The sequence below is a fragment of the Glycomyces paridis genome (assembly GCF_004912155.1).
In the GTDB taxonomy this organism is placed as follows: Bacteria; Actinomycetota; Actinomycetes; order Mycobacteriales; family Micromonosporaceae; genus Glycomyces; species Glycomyces paridis.
Window position 1 is genome coordinate 1 of sequence record NZ_STGX01000020.1, and the last position, 17,634, is coordinate 17,634.

A 17,634-nucleotide genomic window follows, 5' to 3' on the forward strand; every position below is an offset into this window, starting at 1 on the left:
TACGTCGACCATCACATACCGAACACACCCCACACCGGGGGGGATATCGGTTGGTCGGCATCGTCCGGAGGGCGGGACACACCACCACGCGATGAGGGACGCCAGTCCCTCCCCCCAGGAAGCCGCAACGCCGCCCGGGGAGCGCCAGGCCGGGCCCGGCGACACGCACCACCAGTGCCGTGCCACCCAAGGACCGGTCGAGGAGCGAAGCGACACACCGCACCACCGACACGACCGGCACCATCGGCGCTATCGGTACGACCGAATGCGACCTGGTACGACACCGTGCGCCACAGGCGCCCGACAGAACCGGATCGGATCGGATCGGAACTGGATCGGATCGGATCGGGTCAGGCCAAAGCCGGCCGGGCTGGAGTGAGCCGAAGCGGAGTTGCCGGACCGGAATGGGCCGGGCTGAAGTGGGCCAGGCCGGATCGGGTCGGGCCACATCGGATCGGGCCGGGTTGGGCCGCTTGGATTCTAGAGGTCGTTGCAACACCTTGATCTATAAGGGATTGCGATGGACTTCCAGATCCGAGAGGACCGGCACAAGGCCCGAGGGCGGGTCAGGTTGCACCGGAGCAGGTTAGGCCATAGCGGGCCGAACCGAAGCGGGCGGAGTCGGGTCGGTTCCGAGCAGGTCAGCCGGATCGGATCGGGTCAGGCCGAAACGGGTCGGGCCGGAGCGGGTCGGCGACCGACACTGGTGACAGCGGCGGTCGCGGCGGCGGAGCAGACCGCGACAGTGGTCGTGGGTAGGGTCGGGGCGGCTAGGCAGCGAGGCAGAGTGAAGCCGGTTGGCGCAATGTTCGCCGGGCGGGGCAGGCGAGACGGTGCCGGGCCAGGCGGGGCGGCAGGGCAGCGCGAAGTTGGGTGCTGTGGCCTTCACCGGGCGCAGCGAAGCGGCGCGGCTGGCATAGCGCGGGGCGAAGCGCGAGGGCGCCGGGCGAGGCCAGCGGACCGGAGCGGTCGAGCGCGGCGAAGCTGCGAAGTGGAGCGGCGGTTGCCGCACCATGTGTAGCGAAGCGACAGCGGTGGCGGGCCGGGCAGACCGGCCCGAGACTCGCTAGTCGAGCGGGCCGAAGGCATCTGAGCTGAAGCCGCGCAATCAGTCCGGCAGTGAAACGAACTCCCGCCGCCCGGGTCCGAGACGGCCTGACCATACGAGCGCTCCGGCACCAGCCGACCAGCTCGTTGTCGCCGCCCGCTTTGAGGCCGGGCGAAACCGACCCGGCCCGACATCCCAGCCGCACGAACCGTCCACCACTCTGTCGCCGCCCACTCTCACCCCGTCCCGCCGCGACCCGGCCACCGCGGTGTGGCTGCTCAGGTGGACCGGTTGGGGTCGGCGCTGCCCAGGTGGGCTGGGTCCGGTGTTGGGCCGGTTCAGGTTTCGGCTTTCCTCGGTCGGTGGTGGTCACGTTTTTTGACGTGGGTTCGTCAAGGGGGCAAAGGGAGCGACGAGGGGAGATTCATCATGAAGGAGCGCGGTGCATTCGGGCGGGTCGCGTTGGTGACCGGGGCCAATAAGGGGATTGGGCGGGCGACTGCTGAGCGGTTGGCGGGGCTTGGGTTTGCGGTGGTGGTCGGGGCGAGGGATGGGCGGCGAGGGGAGGCGGTGGCCGGTGCTATTCGGGGGTCGGGTGGGGAGGCGCGGGCGGTCGGGCTCGATGTCACCGTGCCGGCGACGATCGAAGAGGCGAGAAGGTCGATCGGGGAGTGGTACGGCCGGCTTGATGTGCTGGTCAACAATGCGGGGATTTCGGGGTCGGGGAACGCGGCGCCGGGGGATGCGGTGGACAGGGTGCCGAGCGTGGTGGATCTCGACGTGGTGCGGGAGGTGTTCGAGGTCAACGTGTTCGGGGTCATCGCGGTCACGAATGGGATGCTGCCTCTGCTGCGGCGTTCGGCGGGCGCGCGGGTCGTGAACCTCACCAGTCATTCGGCCTCGCTGGCCCTGTACGCCGACCCCGCGGGTCCGCTCGCGGGGCTGCCGTCGGCGGCGTATTCGCCCTCGAAGACCGCGCTGAACGCGGTGACCCTCCAGTACGCCAACGAGCTTCGTGGTGAGGGCATCCTCGTGAACGCGGTCGCTCCGGGTTTCGTGGACACCGAGATCAACGGCAACACCGGCGTCCTCAGCCCGGCGCAGGCCGCTGAGGCGGTCGTGCGCTTCGCCGTGCTCGGCGCGGACGGGCCGACCGGTGGTTTTCACAGCGCGGAGGGTCCGCTTCCCTGGTAGGTCGCTGGGGAGATTCGTCGGGGCGCTTTCGTGGTTCAATGGCGGCATGGCGGGGAGGAAGGCAAGGCGGAAGAAGGCGCATCCGACGCTGCGGTTTCTGGTGATGGCGCGTACGGGTTCGGGGCGGTATCCGCATCCGGTCGAGGTCGGGTTGTACCCGGACGGGGCGGAGTCGATCGTGTCGTTCTCGATCGGGCCGCATGTAGTGAACGCGGGCGGGCTGGTCCGCTTGGCGTTCGTGATCGACGAGCCGAGCGGGGAGTTGAATCCGGTGTTCCAGCAGGAGTTCGACGCGGCGGAGTTGCACTGGCTGGTGCCGTACCTGGTGCGGCTCCTGGCGCGGGAGGACGTCACGGAGGAGATCGTGGCAGCTTACCAGGCGCGGCATGGCAAGCGGCCCGAGTCGATGCACATCGGACGGCCCCGCGTCTGACCGGTCGTGGCCGGTCAGGCGGCGGTCTTGGGGGTCCGGTTCCTGCTGACGAGCCACCAGACGATCTGGAGCACGATGCCCAGAGCGGGGAGTCCGAAGACGACGGTGGCGAGGAGTTCATCCTGGGTCATCGATTCGAAGCCCGGGTGGTAGTTCTCGTCCGAGTAGAGGTACCGGAGTCCGATCGCGAGGGTCGCGGCGGCGAGTGCGGCCGAGCCGTAGACGATGCGGCGGCCAGGCAGCGGCCACGCGGCGGCGATGAAGACCGCGGCGATGGCGAGGAAGCTGGCCGTGAAACCGATCGGGGCGGGTCCAGACTCGTCGAGCATGAAGGCCAGGAACACGGCGTACATCGCGATGAACCCCGTCAGCAGCGCGCCGCCCTCGGCGACGTAGGTGTCCAGGCGGGGCCGGGGCATCCTCCACGACGCCCACAGCAGCCAGGGCACGGGGATCGCGGCGAGCACGATGAACAGCAGTTTCGCCGATTGGGTGCCGGGCTCGGCGAAGGCGAGCCAGCAGAAGAAGGACACGAGCCAGAGGACGGGGGCCGCCGTCCAGAAGGCGATGGAGGCGGGGCGTCCGATTCGGTCGGCGGTGCCGGGTGCGTTCATCATGGAGCAAGTATCGCAATGGTTACTCCCCGGTAAGTAGCGTTTTCGTGCCATCGATTCCGGCAGTCGGGCGGGGTGCCTCGACTCGGGCGGCGCCTGCGGGTGCGGCCGCCATGTGCCAGAGCGTGAACGGGGTATTGACGCGGCGCTCACTTTCGACTATTCCTATAGGAGAAGTCTGCTTTCTTGAGAGGACGTGCCCGTGAGCAGCGAAACTCCCCCCGATAGTGCCTCAAAACCCAACGCCCCCAACGCTGAGGAGGCCGAAGCCTCCGATGACGCCGCCACCCCGGACGAAGCGGGCCGGGCGGCCGTCAGCGAGGACTGGGCGGCGGTCGTCGTCGGCCTGGTCCTCCTCGCACTCGTCCTGATCGGCGCGATCCCCGAAGGAGTGATCCCGTAATGGCCACCGACCCCACCCCGGCCGTCGCCGCCGACGACTCCCCCGCCCCGGAATCCGCTGACCCCGGAACCTCCGAACCCTTCGCCGAACCGTCGACCGTCGAACCCTCCGGTCCGTCACGCCCGCATTGGGCCTTCGCCGCGCTCGGCGTGCTGATCGTGCTGGTGCTCGGCGCGCTAACGCGGTTCCTCGAACAGTCCGTGCCCGAGTGGGCGGCGGGGTCGGCGCTGGCCGATGTCGCCGCGGCCGTCGAGTACCCCGTCTACGCGATCGCGCTGGGCCTCCTGGGCGGTCTGGTGATCAGCCTGACCAGGTTGCGGGACAAGGTGTCCGGCGGCTTCCGCACCGAGTTCTTCATCAAGACGGGCCTGGTGCTGCTGGGCGCGTCGATCAACCTGTCCGTCATCGCGCGCGCCGCGGGACCGGCGATCGCGCAGGCGCTCATCGTGGTCCCGCTGGTCTTCTTCTTCACGTGGTGGCTCGCGGGCCGGCTCGGGTTGGACGAGAAGCTGCGGGCGCTGGTGTCCTCGGCCGTCTCGATCTGCGGCGTGAGCGCCGCGATCACGGCCGCGGGCGCGGTCCGGGCCCGCCGCGAGCAGCTCGCGTACACGGCGAGCCTGGTGATCCTGTTCGCGCTGCCGTCGATCTTCCTGCTGCCGTGGCTGGCCGACGTGTTCGGCCTGTCCGCACCGGTGGCCGGAGCGTGGATCGGCGGCAACATCGACACGACCGCGGCCGTCGCGGCGGCGGGCGCGATCGTGGGCGAGGAGGCGTTGCAGATCGCGGCGGTCGTCAAGAGCACGCAGAATGTGCTCATGGGGCTCGTCGCGGTCGCGCTCACCGCGTACTTCACGTTCCGTGTCGAGCGCGCGCCGGGAGCGAAGCGCCCCGGGCTCGGTGCACTGTGGACGCGGTTCCCGAAGTTCGCGCTCGGATTCCTGCTCGCCTCGGTGGTCGCCACCTGGTATCTCGACGTCGCGGGCGAGTCCGGTGCAGCGCAGATCGGTGTCGTGACCGACCTGCGCACCTGGTTCCTGATCCTGGCGTTCGTCTCGATCGGCCTGGAGTTCCGGCTCGCGCGGCTGCGCGAGGCGGGCTGGCGCCCGATCGCCGTGTTCGGCGGCGCGGCCGTGTTCAACCTGGCCGTGGCGCTGCTGGTGGCGTCGATCCTGTTCCGCGGCTTCGAAGTCTGAGGCCGCAGGCGCGACCGCCCGCCCCGGGGCCCAGCCCGGGACGGGCGGTCGCGCGCTTCAGTCCTGGTCGGCGTCCCAGCGGGCTCGGGCCGCCTCCATCTCGTCCAGGTGGTCGCGGGACCAGTCGGCGATCGCCACGACCAGACCGGACAGACTGCGCCCCAGGGCGGTGAGCCGGTACTCGACCTGCGGAGGGTTGGTCGGGAAGACGGTCCGGTCGACCAGGCCGTCGCGGCCGAGCCGCCGGAGCGTCAACGTGAGCATCCGCTGGGAGAGGTTCGGGACGGCGCGCTGGAGTTCGCGGAAGCGGCGCTCGCCCTTGGCGAGTTCGACCACGACGAGCACGGACCACCTGTCGCCGATGCGGTCGAGGACCTCGCGGATGCCGCAATGGTCCTCGCCACACGGGCCCGCGGCCTCATGCGCGCCGCCCTGGAGGGTTACCGCCGTGTGCCCTACCGACATTCGAGTGCCTCCTTACGCCTGGGCCGAACGCTACCCATCATCGGAGACGGCGCCAAACGGCGCCCGGACGATGAGGAGTTGCACATGATCATGGTCACCGGCGCATCCGGCGCCCTCGGTTCGCGGATCGTCGCGGCGCTGTCGGAGGCGGGACGGGAGGTCGTGGCCGGGACGCGCAGGCCCGGCGAGGCCGCCACAGGCGTCCCCGCCCGGCGGGTCGACTTCGACCGGCCCGGGGAGTTGTCGGAAGCCTTTGCGGGCGTGGAGGTCCTGGTGCTGGTCTCGGCCGGGTACGCCGAGGACGACGTGGTCGTGTCCCGGCACGAGGGCGCCATCGCGGCCGCGATTGAGGCTGGCGTGCGGCATGTGGCCTACACGAGCCTGGCCGGGGCGGGGGATCACCTCAGCATCGCGCTCGCGCATCGGGCCACCGAGCGTGCGCTCGCGACCTCCGGTCTGGAGTGGACGGTGCTGCGGAACGGCCTGTACGCCGAGCTGATCGCGCCTTCGGCAGCGACGGCGGCGGCGAGCGGCGTGCTCGACGCGCCGATGGGCGAGGGAAGCCTTGCCGTCGTGGCGAGGGCCGACCTGGCGGAGGCCGCGGCACTGGTGGCCTCCGAGCCGGAGGCGCACGCGGGCCACGTCTACGAGCTGGTCGGCGACAGGGCGCTGAGCGGAGCGGACATCGCGGCGGCGGTCGGGGCGCGCTACGAGCAGGTCTCGCTGGAAGCGTTCCGGGAGGCGCTGACGGGGGCCGGACTCCCGTCTTACCAAGTGGCGCACTCGGTGTCGATCTACGCGAACATCGCGGCGGGCTTTCTCGGCGGGACGGAATCGGACCTGCCCCGACTGCTGGGCCGCGAACCGAGGAGCGCTCTCGACATCGTCACCGGCGCCGCGTGACGGACTGAGCGGTCGCCGCAGCCCTCGGTGGCACCAGGCTGGAACACTGTCGCCATGTGGTTCAAGGGAATCGAAGCGATCGACTGGGCCGGGCTCGACTGGGCCGGCCTCGACCATGCGTACGGCCCGGCCGGAGACGTGCCCGAATGGCTGCGCCAGATGCGGTCACCGGATCCGGAGGCGCGCAGCCGCGCTTTCGGCGACCTCTACAACCAAGTGCTGCACCAAGGCTCGGTGTACGAGGCGACGGCGGCGGTCGTGCCGTTCGTGGCGGCCGTCGCCGACGCCCCCGACACGCCCGATCGCGGCAGCACCGTCGCATACCTGGCCGCGATCGGCGACAGCGCGATCGAACAGTGCGAGGGCAAGTGGACCAGCGAGCCCTCGGTCGCGGCGATGGCGGCACTGCGGGAACGCGCCGAGCGGTTCGCGGCCTGGTCGACCGACCCCGACCCGCGCGTGCGCCGGGCCGCCGCACCCGCGCTCGCGTGGTGCTTCGCCGACGCCGAGAAGGCCGCGACGCAGATTCGTGCGCGCCTCGAAGCCGAGGCCGACGCGCTCACTCAGGTTGCGCTCGTCGGGGCGGCAGCCGCACTTGCGTTGCGGGAGCATGCGGTCCATGAGGCGGTGGTCGCCGGTCTCGGCGCGCTGGCCGAGGACCGGCGGCGCATTCCGGAGGTCCGGCTCGCCGCGCTCGTCTCGCGGATGGAGTGCGCACCCGACGCCGCCGAGGGGGCTCTGGGTGCACTCCTGGGGCTCCTCGGCGAGATCGCGCCGCGCGAGCCGCGGCCGGACCCCGCCGTCGCGGCGCCGCAGGAGGGCGTGCCGCCGCAGGTCAATGAGGCGTTCCGGGACCTCGACCGGCAGGCTGCGGAGTCCTCGGTCGTGACGGACCTGCTGAAGACGGCGCACCGGGCGCTCGGCGACCGCCTCCAGGCGCGGACGGCGCTGCTGCTCGCGCAGATCGGCCACGGCGACGGGCCCGTGCGGCTCGCCGGCATCGGCAGTGTCTCTGTACTGGTGGGGAAATGGCGCGGGGACTTCCGGGGACTCGTCGGTGCGTTGGGCGCGCAGTTGGGCGAGCCTGATCGGTACACGGCAAGGGCTGCAAAAGCACTCGAAGCATGCGGGCCGATGGCCGAACCCGCGCGGGAGTCGCTGGCGGCCTATGTTGAGCGCAGCGGTCCCGGCGCGTGGGCGGCCGCGGACGCGGTGGTGCGCGAGGCGCACCAGAACGCGGTCCGGGCCCTGGCGAGACTGGACGACGAGCGGGCGCTGCCGAGCCTGCTCCACGCGTTCGAGTCCGGTGTGGACCCGTGGCGGGCCGTCCAGGTGGCCGGGGAGCTCCGCAGCGCCGCAGCGGTGCTCGCGCCGGTCATCGCACGCTACCTGAGCGGCTTGGATCTGAGCGGCGGGCACCGGATGAGCGTGAACGCGTCGCTCACCGCGCTCGGTGCGCTCGGCGACCCCGCGACGATTCCGGTGATCATCGCCGTGACGGCGTCGGCGGTCGGCGCCGAGGAAGCGCACGGGCCGTCACCGGTGCCCGCGTGTCTCAAGGCGCTGGCCGAGTTCGGGCCCGCCGCCGCCGACGCCGTCGAGCTGCTGCGCGGCTTGACCTCCGATGCCGATGCGGCCGTGCGGTGCGCGGCGGCCAAGGCCTGGTGGCGGATCACCGGCGACCGGGACGGCACGAGGGAACTCGCGGCGGGCCTGCTCGGGGCGCCCGCCTGGTTCGCGGTCGGGGACGGCGCCTCGCTGCTCGGCGAACTCGGCGCGGAGGCGGCCGCGTCGCTGCCCGCGCTTCGGCGCCTGTCGGGGCACAGGGACCACTGGGTGCGCGTCAAGGCGGCGTCGGCCGTGTGGGCGGTCGGCGGTGCGGATGAGGACGCGTTCGCGTTGGCGGCGTTGCGGAAGGAGTGGGAGGCCAATCGCGTCGTGGCCCGTGAGGTGGTGCCGGTCCTGGCGCGGAGGGGCGAGGCCGCCCGACCGCTGCTCGACCTGGTGGAGGGCGAACTCGCCAACGGGACTCGCGACGGGTTCACGGGCATCGCGGCGGACGAGCGGCTCGCGGCGCAATGCCGCGCCGTCGTCGCCGGGCTCCGCTGAGCGGGCTCAGTAAGGGAGGTCGAAGAGGGAGACGAGGGCGCGGTTGAGTCGTTCCATGGTGCGGCCGGAGAGGGTGCAGGCGCAGTCGGCGAGGCTCCCGACCGTGGCCTGGCCGAGTTCGGCGACCTGGACGTAGCCCGCGACGGGGTCCTGGTCGCCGCAGGGCACCGAGACGGGCCCCGGTTTGCGGCCGAGCGGTGCCACGAGGACGCGGCCGGTGTGTGTGTCGGCGTTGAACCGGTCGTCGGAGAGGACGACGACGCGCTGGCCGGTAGTGGTGTGCATGTAGACCTCGCCGCGCTTCAGCGCCGTTCGCTCCGGCATTGCGTCACTGCTCCTTGGCGCCCTCGGTCCATAGGCCGCGGGACTCGTGTTCGGTGGCTTCGAGCCAGCTCTCGTCGTCGAGTGCGTTCGCCCGGTTCCATTCGCGCAGCTCCGCGGCCAGTGCGGCCCGGCGGCCCTCGCGGGCGAGCCAGGCGGCCGGCTCGGTGCCCTGCGCGGCGGCGACGGCGGCGATGACCTGCCAGTCGTGCTCGTCGAGGCGAACCGTGATCGCTCGTTTCGGCATGGTGGCCAACCTGCTTTCAGGCGACGAGGGCGGCATTGCGGCCGTTGAGGGTGCAATGCGGGTCCCGTCGAGGATTGCACGGCGAGATGCCGGGGGCCAAACGCTCACGAGTGAATCGATACTGTTATATATTCGTTATCTTGCACATGCATATGCACGCAACTGATGCATATGAAGGGAGCTTACCCCGCGATCGGTCCCACGGCGTTCCCGCGAGGCACTCTGTCGGAAACTTGACAAAGCCGATTGACGTTGCACCCCTTGCAGGTGCGACACCGGGTGACGGAAGGGGTCAGTCCCGCTGATAGACGGTCCGGCCCGAGCGCCGGGCCCCGAGCGCGAGCCCGATGCGCGCGCTGTCGCGATCGGAGAAGCGGGCCGCGGCCTCTTCCACTGGGAGGAAGGCGAACTCGTCGAGCTCGGCGGCCTGGAGGCGGATCGCCGTGGGGTCTTCGATGACGCCGCAGTCGAACACGTAGATCGTCATCGGCTCGGGGACGAACGAGTGGTGCTGGACCCAGTGCAGGACGAGGAGGTCGCCGACCTCCACGTCGATCCCGATCTCCTCCTTGACCTCCCGCGCGCAGGCCTCGAAGGGCGATTCGCCGCGGTCGACCATGCCACCCACGAAGAGCCAGGAGTCGCGGTAGTTCGGCTTCACGATGAGGACCCTGCCCTGGGGGTCGGTGAAGAAGGCGCACGCGACGGCGTACGAGATCGAGAAGCCGTCGAGGATCTCCTGGGGCGGGTATCGGGGGTCGTTCATCTCCCGACCCTATCCGCCCGAAGCGGATCGGAGTTCGGCCGCGGCGGTCCGGCCGTTTCAGGCCTCGTCGCGCTGGTACTCCAGGAGCGCCAGGAGCAGGAAGGCCCAGGTCAAGAGGGCGAAGAACGCGACGTAGAGGACCGCGAAGACGCCCTCGTAGATCGCCGACTTCCACATGAAGTCGGCGTAGTCGGGGGTCGTGTCGAGTTCGATGATGTTGTCGTAGGCGAAGGTCCGGCAGAACAGGTACGCCGCGCCCGCCGCGAGCGCGACGGTGAAGGCGATGCGGGACTTGCGGGCCTGGGCGCGGCGCACGGTGTCGTCGGTGAACTCGTCGCGCCGATGGAAGGTCGCGAAGGTGATGAAGATGCAGGTGACCATCGTGATCGCGGTGAGGGTGGCCGGGTCGAGCTGGGTGAAGGGCCGCCCGTCCTGGTCGATGGGGACGACTTCGGCGAGGAGGTTCGAGAGCGGGAACAGGACGGAGACGCCCGCGAGGAGGCCCCACAGGCTGCGAAGGAAGCCGAGGAATTCGCGCAGCTCGGCGAGATAGGTCCGTCCCGTTGCCACTATGGCCTCCGTCACTCGATGGACATGAGGACAGCTTATAGTTGCGCGGCGATCCGCACGGTCCGAGGACGGTCCGAGGACTTCCCGCGCGGGGCGGTCGGTGGGAGGCTGGGGGTTCGGAGAGGAGGGGCCGATGCGGTTCCAGGGGTATCGGGTGGTGGTGACCGGGTCGGGGCGCGGCTTCGGCCGGAGCCTGGCGGTCGCGTTCGGGCGCGCGGGGGCCGAGGTGTTCGTGTCGGCGCGCGACTTCGCGGCGGCCGAGCGGGTCGCCCAGGAGGTCAGGCGGATCGGCGCGCGGGCCCACGCGTTCGAGTGTGATCTGGCCGAACCCGAGTCGGTCCGGGAGTTCGCGGCGGCGGTCGGCGACGTGGCCGATGCCGTGGACGTCCTGGTGAACAATGGCGCGCCCTATCTGGATGCGGGCGGCTTCCTCGACGCCGAGGACGAGCAGATCGCGGCCGTCGTCGCCGCGGGCGCGACCGGGACCGTGCTGGCCTGCAAGCACTTCCTGCCGCTGCTGCGCGGTTCCTCAAAACCCGACATCGTGACCGTGGTGTCCGGCTGCGGCGAGTACGGGAACCACCGGTCGGCGGCGCACGAGGCGTTCTACGCCGCCAAGAGCGCCCAGGCCGGGTTCGCCGAGGTGCTCTCGAAGCGGCTGCGTCCCGAAGGGGTGCGGGTGGTCTCGCTGTACCCGCCGGACTTCGACAACCCGGACCCGTTCGGCCCGGAGTGGGACGCCGAACGCCGAGACGGAGACCCGCTCTCGGCGAGGTCGCTTGTGGACTGCGTGCTGTTCGCGGTCGGGCAGCCGCGGGACTGCTACATCAAGTCGATTCATTTCGAGCAGGCGTGAACGGGCTACGGCCGCTCGCGTAGCGCGGAATACGTTCCTGCGCCGACGCGGGGATCGACGGGCGTCGAGGAATGTGGACGCAATGAACCGATCAACGATATTCAAGGGGCTCGCCGCGGCGCTGGCAGCCGCCGTCGCGCTCGTCGCGGTGGGCGGGCCGGCGCAGGCGCAGGACCCGCTGCTCGTCGAGACCGAGGGTGGGACGCTGCGCGGCGCCGCGTCCGGGGAGACCCGGCAGTTCCTGGGGGTGCCGTACGCGGCGCCGCCGGTGGGCGACCTCCGCTGGGCCGCGACCGAACCCGCCGAGCCGTGGGAGGGCGTGCGGGACGCGACCGAACCCGGCGCGGCCTGCGCGCAAGTCCGGGGAGGGGCGCTGTACGGCTCCGAAGACTGCCTGTTCCTCAACGTCCATGCCCCGCTTGAGGACACCGGCGACTCGCCGGTCCTGGTCTTCCTCCACGGCGGGGGCCTCAGCACCGGCGACGGAGCGATGCACGACCCGACGCGGATCGTGGAGCGCTCGGGCGCCGTGGTCGTCACCGTGAACTACCGGCTCGGGGCGCTGGGCTTCCTCGCGCACCCGGACCTGACCGATCCGTACGCGGGGAACTTCGGGCTCGCGGACCAGGAGGCCGCGCTGGCGTGGGTGGCCGCGAACATCGGCGCGTTCGGCGGCGACCCGGGCAACGTGACCCTGTGGGGCCAGTCGGCGGGCGGGCGCGCGGCCTGCGCGCTGTTGGCCGCACCAGGCGCACAAGGCCTGTACGACAAGGCGATCGTGCAGAGCGCCCCGTGCGGGAACGCGGTGACGACGCGGGCCGAGGCCGAACGGCGAGGCGCGGTCCACGCCGAGACGCTGGGCTGCAGGGAGGACACCGAGGCCTGCCTGCGGGAGGCCGACCTGGCCGACCTGGTGGCGCTGGGAACGGACGCGCCGCCGATCGTGCGCCGCGCCGCCGAACAGCCGTGGTCCCCGGTGGCCGGGACCAAAGCCCTTCCGCTGCAACCGCTCACGGCAATGCGGCTGGGCCTGGCCGCGGACGTGCCGCTGCTGCACGGCGGCACGAGCGACGAGATGCGCTCGTTCGTCTACCGCGCCTACGACGGCGGGTCCGGTCCGGTGACCGTCGAGGGCTATCGCGACGAGGTCGCCGACCTGTTCGGCGGCCGGGCCGCCGACGCGATCGTGGAACGCTATCCGGCGCAGGCGTACTCTTCGCCGAGCGTGGCGCTCGCGACGCTGCTGACCGACTACGGCGCCATGATCGGCACCTGTTCGCAGGTGCCCGCCTTCGAGGCGGCGCGGTGGGGCGCGCCGGTGTACGCCTACGAGTTCGCGGAGCCTTCGCCGCAGGTGATCAACGGGTTCCCGATGGGGGCGCATCACAGCGTCGACCTGGACTACCTCCTCGAAGTCGACTACGGGTGGGCGGAGCCGACACCGCCCGAGGGCGCGGAGAAGGTGCTCGCCGACGCGATGATCGACCACTGGACCGCGTTCGCGGCCACCGGCGACCCGGGCTGGGACCGGTACCGGGACGGCGAGGCGCTCGCCATGTCGATCGACGGGACCGGCATGGTCGACGTCGCCGAGGGGCACCACTGCGGGTTCTGGAAGCGGTACCGGTGAGTGAAGGCCCTGGACCGCAAGGGGTCCAGGGCCGTGAGGCGAGGGCCGGCGTCTTCGCGATCGCGAAGACGCCGGCCCTCGCCGTTCGAAGCCGGGCCCGCCGGTCTCCCGGCGGCGCGCCTGCGACCGCTGCCGTTCGGACCGCCGTTCCCGAACCCGCCGCCGCTCAGGCCGCCGCGGGCTGGACCTGCGGCACGACGTCGGTGATGAGGTCGGCGCACCACTGGAGGAGCGCGAGGCCCTCGACGGGCTTGCCGCCGATCTTGGAGGTGGTCGGGCGCGGGACGCTGATGAGCCCGGCGGCGTCCTTGTAGTGCGCGTCCGGGTAGTGGCGGCGCAGGCGCATCTGCCGCGAATCCGGCAGTTCCACAGTGGAGAACCGGAGGTTCTTGCCCTGCAAGGCGACGTCGGTGAGGCCGTGCTCGCGGGCGAGGAGCCGGAAGCGCGCCAGGTGGAACAGGGTCTGGACCTGGTCGGGGGCGGGGCCGTAGCGGTCCTCCATCTCCTCGCGGACCTCGTCCAACTCCGAGTCGGAGTGCACCTCGGAGACCTTGCGGTACATCTCGAGGCGCAGCCGCTCGACCTCGATGTAGTCGAACGGGATGTTCGCGTCCAGCGGCAGCTCGACCTTGACCGGGGCCGGGGGCTCCTCGCCGCCGCCCTTGAACGACGTGACCGCCTCGCCGACCATGCGCAGGTACAGGTCGAATCCGACGTCGGCGATGTGCCCGGACTGCTCGGCGCCCAGGAGGTTCCCGGCGCCGCGGATCTCCAGGTCCTTCATGGCGACGTACATGCCCGCGCCGAGCTCGGAGTGCTGCGCGATCGTCGCGAGCCGCTCGTGCGCGGTCTCCGACAGCGGCTGCTCCGGCGGGTACAGGAAGTACGCGTACGCGCGCTCGCGGCTGCGCCCGACCCGGCCGCGGATCTGGTGCAGCTGAGAGAGGCCGAGGAGGTCGGCGCGCTCGACGATGAGCGTGTTCGCGTTCGGGATGTCGATGCCGGACTCGATGATCGTGGTCGAGACGAGCACGTCGTACTCGCCCTCCCAGAAGCCCTGCATGATCTTCTCCAGTTCGGACTCGCCCATCTTCCCGTGCGCGACCGCCACGCGCGCCTCGGGCACCAGCTCGCGCAGGCGCGTGGCCGCGCGGTCGATGGACTCGACCCTGTTGTGCAGGTAGAACACCTGGCCGTCGCGCAGCAGTTCGCGCCGGACGGTGGCGGCGACCTGCTTGGCCTCCCAGGCGCCCACATAGGTCAGCACCGGGTGGCGCTCCTCGGGCGGCGTGGAGATCTGCGACATCTCGCGGATGCCGGTCACCGCCATCTCCAGGGTGCGCGGGATCGGCGTGGCCGACATGGTGAGGACGTCGACGGCGGTGCGCAGCGCCTTGAGCTTCTCCTTGTGCTCCACGCCGAACCGCTGCTCTTCGTCCACGATGATGAGTCCCAGGTCCTTGAAGCGGGTCTCGGCCTGGAGGAGCCGGTGGGTGCCGACGAGGATGTCGACCTCGCCCGCGGCGATGCCGCGCTGGATCTCGGCGGCCTCCTTCGCGGTCTGGAACCGCGAGAGCTGCTTGATCTTCACCGGGAACTGGCCCATGCGCTCGACGAACGTGCCGTAGTGCTGGCTCGCCAGGAGCGTCGTGGGCACCAGGACGGCGACCTGTTTGCCGTCCTGCACGGCCTTGAACGCCGCGCGCACCGCGACCTCGGTCTTGCCGTAGCCGACGTCGCCCATGACGAGCCGGTCCATCGGCACCCGGGCCTCCATGTCGGACTTCGTCTCGATGATGGCCGACATCTGGTCGGGCGTCTCGATGTAGGGGAAGGCGTCCTCCAGCTCGCGCTGCCAAGGGGTGTCGGGGCTGAACGCGTGCCCCTCGGCCGCCTGGCGGGCCGCGTACAGCTGGATGAGCTCGGCCGCGATCTCGCGGACGGCCTTGCGGGCGCGGCGCTTCGTCTTCTGCCAGTCGGTGCCGCCGAGCTTGTGGACGGTCGGCTGCTCGCCGCCGACGTAGCGGGTGAGCTGGTCGAGCGCGTCGGTGGGCATGAACAGCACGTCGGCGGGCTGGCCGCGCTTGGAGGGCGCGTACTCGATGACGAGGTACTCGCGCTCGGCGCCGCCGATGGTGCGGCGCACCATCTCCACGTACTTGCCGACGCCGTGCGCGTCGTGCACGACGTAGTCGCCCGGGGAGAGTTCGAGCGGGTTGACGACGCCGCGTCGCTTGGCGGCCTTGCCCTTCCGAGGCTTCTGGGCCGCGAGGGCCTTGCCGCCGGCGATGTCGGCGGCGGTGACCACGACGAGACCGGAGGCCTCGTCGGCGAACCCGAGCGCGAGCGTGCCGGTGCAGGCGACGACCTCGCCGGGGCCGAAGGACTCGGGCGCGGACTCCACGCGGGCGCCGACGCCTTCGGCGCGCAGTTGCGAGGCGGCGCGCTCGGCGCCGCCGAGGGCCGGGTAGACGACGGCGACCGCGCGGTCCGCGCGCGTCCAGGCCTGCATGTCGGCCACGAGCCGCTCGCTGTCGCCGTGGTAGCGAGGCGATTCGGTGATGCCGAGGTCCACCGTCACCGCATCGTCGTCCACGCCGCCATAAGTGAGGGGTTCGCCGGTGATGGCCGCGAGTTCGGCCGCGACCGCGTCTTCTTCAGGGGCGGCGGCGAACGGCGAGATCGTCCACCAGCGCCGGCCGCCCGCGAGCGCGGCGGTGCGGGCCTCGGCGAGGTCGTGGAAGGTTCCGGCGCCGAGGTCGACGGGCGCTTCGCCGCCCGCGGCGGCCGCGGCCCAGGAGGCTTCGAGGAACTCGTTGGAGGTGGCGACGAGGTCGAGGGCGCGGGTGCGGATGCGCTCGGGTTCGATCGCGACGATGAGGGTCCCGCGCGGCAGCACTTCTTGGAACAGCTCCAGGCGGTCGGGTCCGGCGAGGGCCGGGAGCAGCGACTCCATGCCTTCGACGGGGATGCCCTGGGCGAGTTTGGCGCACATCTCCCCCAGGCCGGGGTAGGTCTCGCCGAGGGCGGCGGCGCGTTCGCGGACCTCGTCGGTGAGGAGCAGTTCGCGGCAGGCGACGGCGCGCAGCTCGTCGGCCGGGTCCAGGGAGCGCTGGTCGGCCACGGAGAACTCGCGGATGGAGTCGACCTCGTCGCCGAAGAACTCCAGGCGCACCGGGTGCTGGGCGGTGGGCGGGAAGACGTCGAGGATGCCGCCGCGCACGGCGAACTCGCCGCGCTTCTCGACCAGGTCGACCCGGTCGTAGGCGAGGGCGACGAGGTGGGCGGCCAGTTCGGTGAGGTCGGTCTCGTCGCCGCGGCGCAGGTGCACCGGTTCGAGGGAGCCGAGGCCTTTGAGCTGGGGTTGGAGGGCGCCGCGGACGGGTGTGACGATGACCTTGGGGACGTCGCCGGCGTGGAGGCGGTGCAGGAGTTCGAGCCGGGCGCCGACGGTGTCCGAGCGCGGGGAGAGGCGCTCGTGGGGCAGGGTCTCCCAGGCCGGGTACAGCGCGATGTCGTCCTCGGCGATGAAGGAGGCGAGGGACTCGGCGAGCTCCTCGGCCTCGCGGGAGGTCGCGGTGATCGCCAGGACGGGGCCGGGGCTGTGGGTCGCGGTCTGTGCCAGGGCGAGCGGGCGCGCGCCGGGGACGGCGACCACGTCGACCGGGCGGTCGGTGGAGGCGGCGAGCTCGGCGAGGCGCGCCACCTTCGGGGAGGCTGCGGCGGCCGTGAGCAGGCTCGCGAGTTTCGGTGCGGTGCGGCCTTCGGACATGCGGGCTCCCTGCGCGGTTTCGGATGCGGCGGTGGTGCGCCGGTGTGTGATGCTCGACCGTGCCTGGAGCACGACAATTGGCCGGAAACAGGCTTGTGGGCCTGTTCCGGCGGCCTGTCGAGTCTACCTCGCGGCGGGGGCGGCGCCGTCTAGTCGGTGGCGCCCCGCCCGCCCTGGTCGAAGATGAGGGTCTGGACTTCGGGCAGGTTGTAGAGCATCCCGACGACGACGAGGACGGTGAGCACCGGCAGGAGGATGCGGTTCTCCTCCTTGCCGCCCGCGCGCAGGGCGATCTTGTTGGGCAGGCCGATGTCCTTCCAGCGGCGGCCCTGGATGGGGATCGGGAAGAACAGTGGCGAGCCCATCTTGGTGATCATGTCGCCGAGGATGTGGATGAAGCAGCCGATGCCCATGGCGAGGCCGAGAATCCAGTAGTCGCGGCCCTCGGGGAGGAGCCGGAACATGCCGTAGGCGGCCACCAGCGAGACGCCGGTGACGACGATCCAGCCCTTCTTCTCGACGGTCTCGGCGAGCAGGCCGCGTACGGCGAGTCCGGTGAGGACGAAGAGGATCGCGACCACCGCGGGCTTGCCGAAGAAGTAGGCGAGGTACCCGGTGCCTACGCCCACGAGGGCGGCGTGGACGGCGGTGTGGGTGAAGGTGCGGTGCCCGTTCTTGCGTTTCTTGTCCTTCTTGGACTGTGTGAGCAGGTAGAACCAGTAGCAGAGGCGCTCGACGATCTCGGCGACGAACAGCGAGACCACGCCGAACGAGCGGGCCACAGTGGACCCGCCCTTGTTCTCGGTCACCTTGCCGGCGCAGTCGATGTCGGGGTAGAGCGAGGCGCCGGCGCACACGATGGTGCCGACGACGAGTTCGGCCGAGGACTGGTCGATGCCGAACGCGATGTCGGCGACGGCGGATCCTGCGAGCCACAGGGCGGCACCGGACATGGCGTGGGTTGGGCCCATGACCATAGCGGGGGACTCCTTCTAGGGCGGTGTAATTCGCGGGCAGGGTCGGGAGGATGGTGAGACTATCCCACACGTGCGACGGCCCCGGTGTCCCAGGCGCGAGGAATGTCCAGGCCCGCAACGGGGTTCGGCCACC

16 protein-coding genes are annotated in these 17,634 nt (G+C 71.2%); 8 read left to right on the forward strand and 8 right to left on the reverse strand.

Annotated features, from left to right (window positions below):
• Window positions 1-1,477 precede the first annotated feature (1,477 nt).
• Together E9998_RS21715 and E9998_RS21720 are read left to right on the forward strand one after the other, a co-directional pair.
• On the forward strand, window positions 1,478-2,242 hold the full coding sequence (locus E9998_RS21715) for an SDR family NAD(P)-dependent oxidoreductase (RefSeq protein WP_136531797.1): 765 nt from the start codon (window positions 1,478-1,480) through the stop codon (window positions 2,240-2,242).
• Window positions 2,243-2,288: 46 nt separating this feature from the next.
• Window positions 2,289-2,675, forward strand: coding sequence for a hypothetical protein (locus tag E9998_RS21720; protein ID WP_136531798.1), 387 nt, complete (start codon window positions 2,289-2,291; stop codon window positions 2,673-2,675).
• Between the two features lie 14 nt (window positions 2,676-2,689).
• On the opposite strand, the gene E9998_RS21725 is transcribed toward E9998_RS21720, so the two are convergent.
• Entirely contained in the window at window positions 2,690-3,292 is a 603-nt protein-coding gene (locus E9998_RS21725; RefSeq protein ID WP_136531799.1) for a hypothetical protein, read from the reverse strand.
• Window positions 3,293-3,491: 199 nt separating this feature from the next.
• Here E9998_RS21725 and E9998_RS21730 point away from each other — a divergent pair, with 199 nt between their 5' ends.
• Entirely contained in the window at window positions 3,492-3,692 is a 201-nt protein-coding gene (locus E9998_RS21730; protein ID WP_136531800.1) for a hypothetical protein, read from the forward strand.
• Complete coding sequence (locus E9998_RS21735; protein ID WP_136531801.1) at window positions 3,692-4,885, forward strand: YeiH family protein; 1,194 nt, start codon at window positions 3,692-3,694, stop codon at window positions 4,883-4,885. Before E9998_RS21730 ends, E9998_RS21735 begins: the two co-directional genes overlap by 1 nt.
• Window positions 4,886-4,942: 57 nt before the next feature.
• On the opposite strand, the gene E9998_RS21740 is transcribed toward E9998_RS21735, so the two are convergent.
• On the reverse strand, window positions 4,943-5,350 hold the full coding sequence (locus E9998_RS21740) for a winged helix-turn-helix transcriptional regulator (protein ID WP_136531802.1): 408 nt from the start codon (window positions 5,348-5,350) through the stop codon (window positions 4,943-4,945).
• A gap of 84 nt (window positions 5,351-5,434) precedes the next feature.
• Between E9998_RS21740 and E9998_RS21745 the strand changes: the two genes are divergently transcribed.
• Both E9998_RS21745 and E9998_RS21750 read left to right on the forward strand, forming a co-directional pair.
• Window positions 5,435-6,253 carry an NAD(P)H-binding protein gene (locus E9998_RS21745; RefSeq protein ID WP_136531803.1) on the forward strand — a complete coding sequence of 273 codons (819 nt, stop codon included), beginning with the start codon at window positions 5,435-5,437 and terminating at the stop codon, window positions 6,251-6,253.
• Window positions 6,254-6,307: 54 nt separating this feature from the next.
• Entirely contained in the window at window positions 6,308-8,362 is a 2,055-nt protein-coding gene (locus E9998_RS21750; RefSeq protein WP_136531804.1) for a HEAT repeat domain-containing protein, read from the forward strand.
• Window positions 8,363-8,368: 6 nt separating this feature from the next.
• Here E9998_RS21750 and E9998_RS21755 read toward each other — a convergent pair whose 3' ends face one another.
• The 4 genes from E9998_RS21755 to E9998_RS21770 all read right to left on the reverse strand — a co-directional run bounded on the left by E9998_RS21755 (window position 8,369) and on the right by E9998_RS21770 (window position 10,266).
• Window positions 8,369-8,686 carry a type II toxin-antitoxin system PemK/MazF family toxin gene (locus E9998_RS21755; RefSeq protein ID WP_136531805.1) on the reverse strand — a complete coding sequence of 106 codons (318 nt, stop codon included), beginning with the start codon at window positions 8,684-8,686 and terminating at the stop codon, window positions 8,369-8,371.
• 4 nt (window positions 8,687-8,690) lie between these two features.
• Entirely contained in the window at window positions 8,691-8,930 is a 240-nt protein-coding gene (locus E9998_RS21760) for a hypothetical protein (protein WP_136531806.1), read from the reverse strand.
• A 292-nt stretch (window positions 8,931-9,222) separates the two neighbouring features.
• Window positions 9,223-9,696 carry an NUDIX domain-containing protein gene (locus E9998_RS21765; RefSeq protein WP_136531807.1) on the reverse strand — a complete coding sequence of 158 codons (474 nt, stop codon included), beginning with the start codon at window positions 9,694-9,696 and terminating at the stop codon, window positions 9,223-9,225.
• A 57-nt stretch (window positions 9,697-9,753) separates the two neighbouring features.
• Window positions 9,754-10,266, reverse strand: coding sequence for a hypothetical protein (locus tag E9998_RS21770; RefSeq protein WP_136531808.1), 513 nt, complete (start codon window positions 10,264-10,266; stop codon window positions 9,754-9,756).
• Between the two features lie 133 nt (window positions 10,267-10,399).
• Here E9998_RS21770 and E9998_RS21775 point away from each other — a divergent pair, with 133 nt between their 5' ends.
• Window positions 10,400-11,122, forward strand: coding sequence for an SDR family oxidoreductase (locus E9998_RS21775; protein WP_136531809.1), 723 nt, complete (start codon window positions 10,400-10,402; stop codon window positions 11,120-11,122).
• A gap of 82 nt (window positions 11,123-11,204) precedes the next feature.
• The gene (locus tag E9998_RS21780; RefSeq protein WP_136531810.1) at window positions 11,205-12,752 is read left to right on the forward strand and encodes a carboxylesterase/lipase family protein; all 1,548 of its coding nucleotides are present in this window, start codon (window positions 11,205-11,207) and stop codon (window positions 12,750-12,752) included.
• A 166-nt stretch (window positions 12,753-12,918) separates the two neighbouring features.
• Here the strand turns inward: E9998_RS21780 and mfd are convergent, their stop codons facing one another.
• Complete coding sequence (gene mfd, locus E9998_RS21785) at window positions 12,919-16,524, reverse strand: transcription-repair coupling factor (RefSeq protein WP_136531811.1); 3,606 nt, start codon at window positions 16,522-16,524, stop codon at window positions 12,919-12,921.
• A 149-nt stretch (window positions 16,525-16,673) separates the two neighbouring features.
• A complete protein-coding gene (locus E9998_RS21790) occupies window positions 16,674-17,501 on the reverse strand; it encodes a metal-dependent hydrolase (protein WP_204745591.1) in 828 nt (275 codons plus the stop codon).
• Window positions 17,502-17,634: the final 133 nt, after the last annotated feature.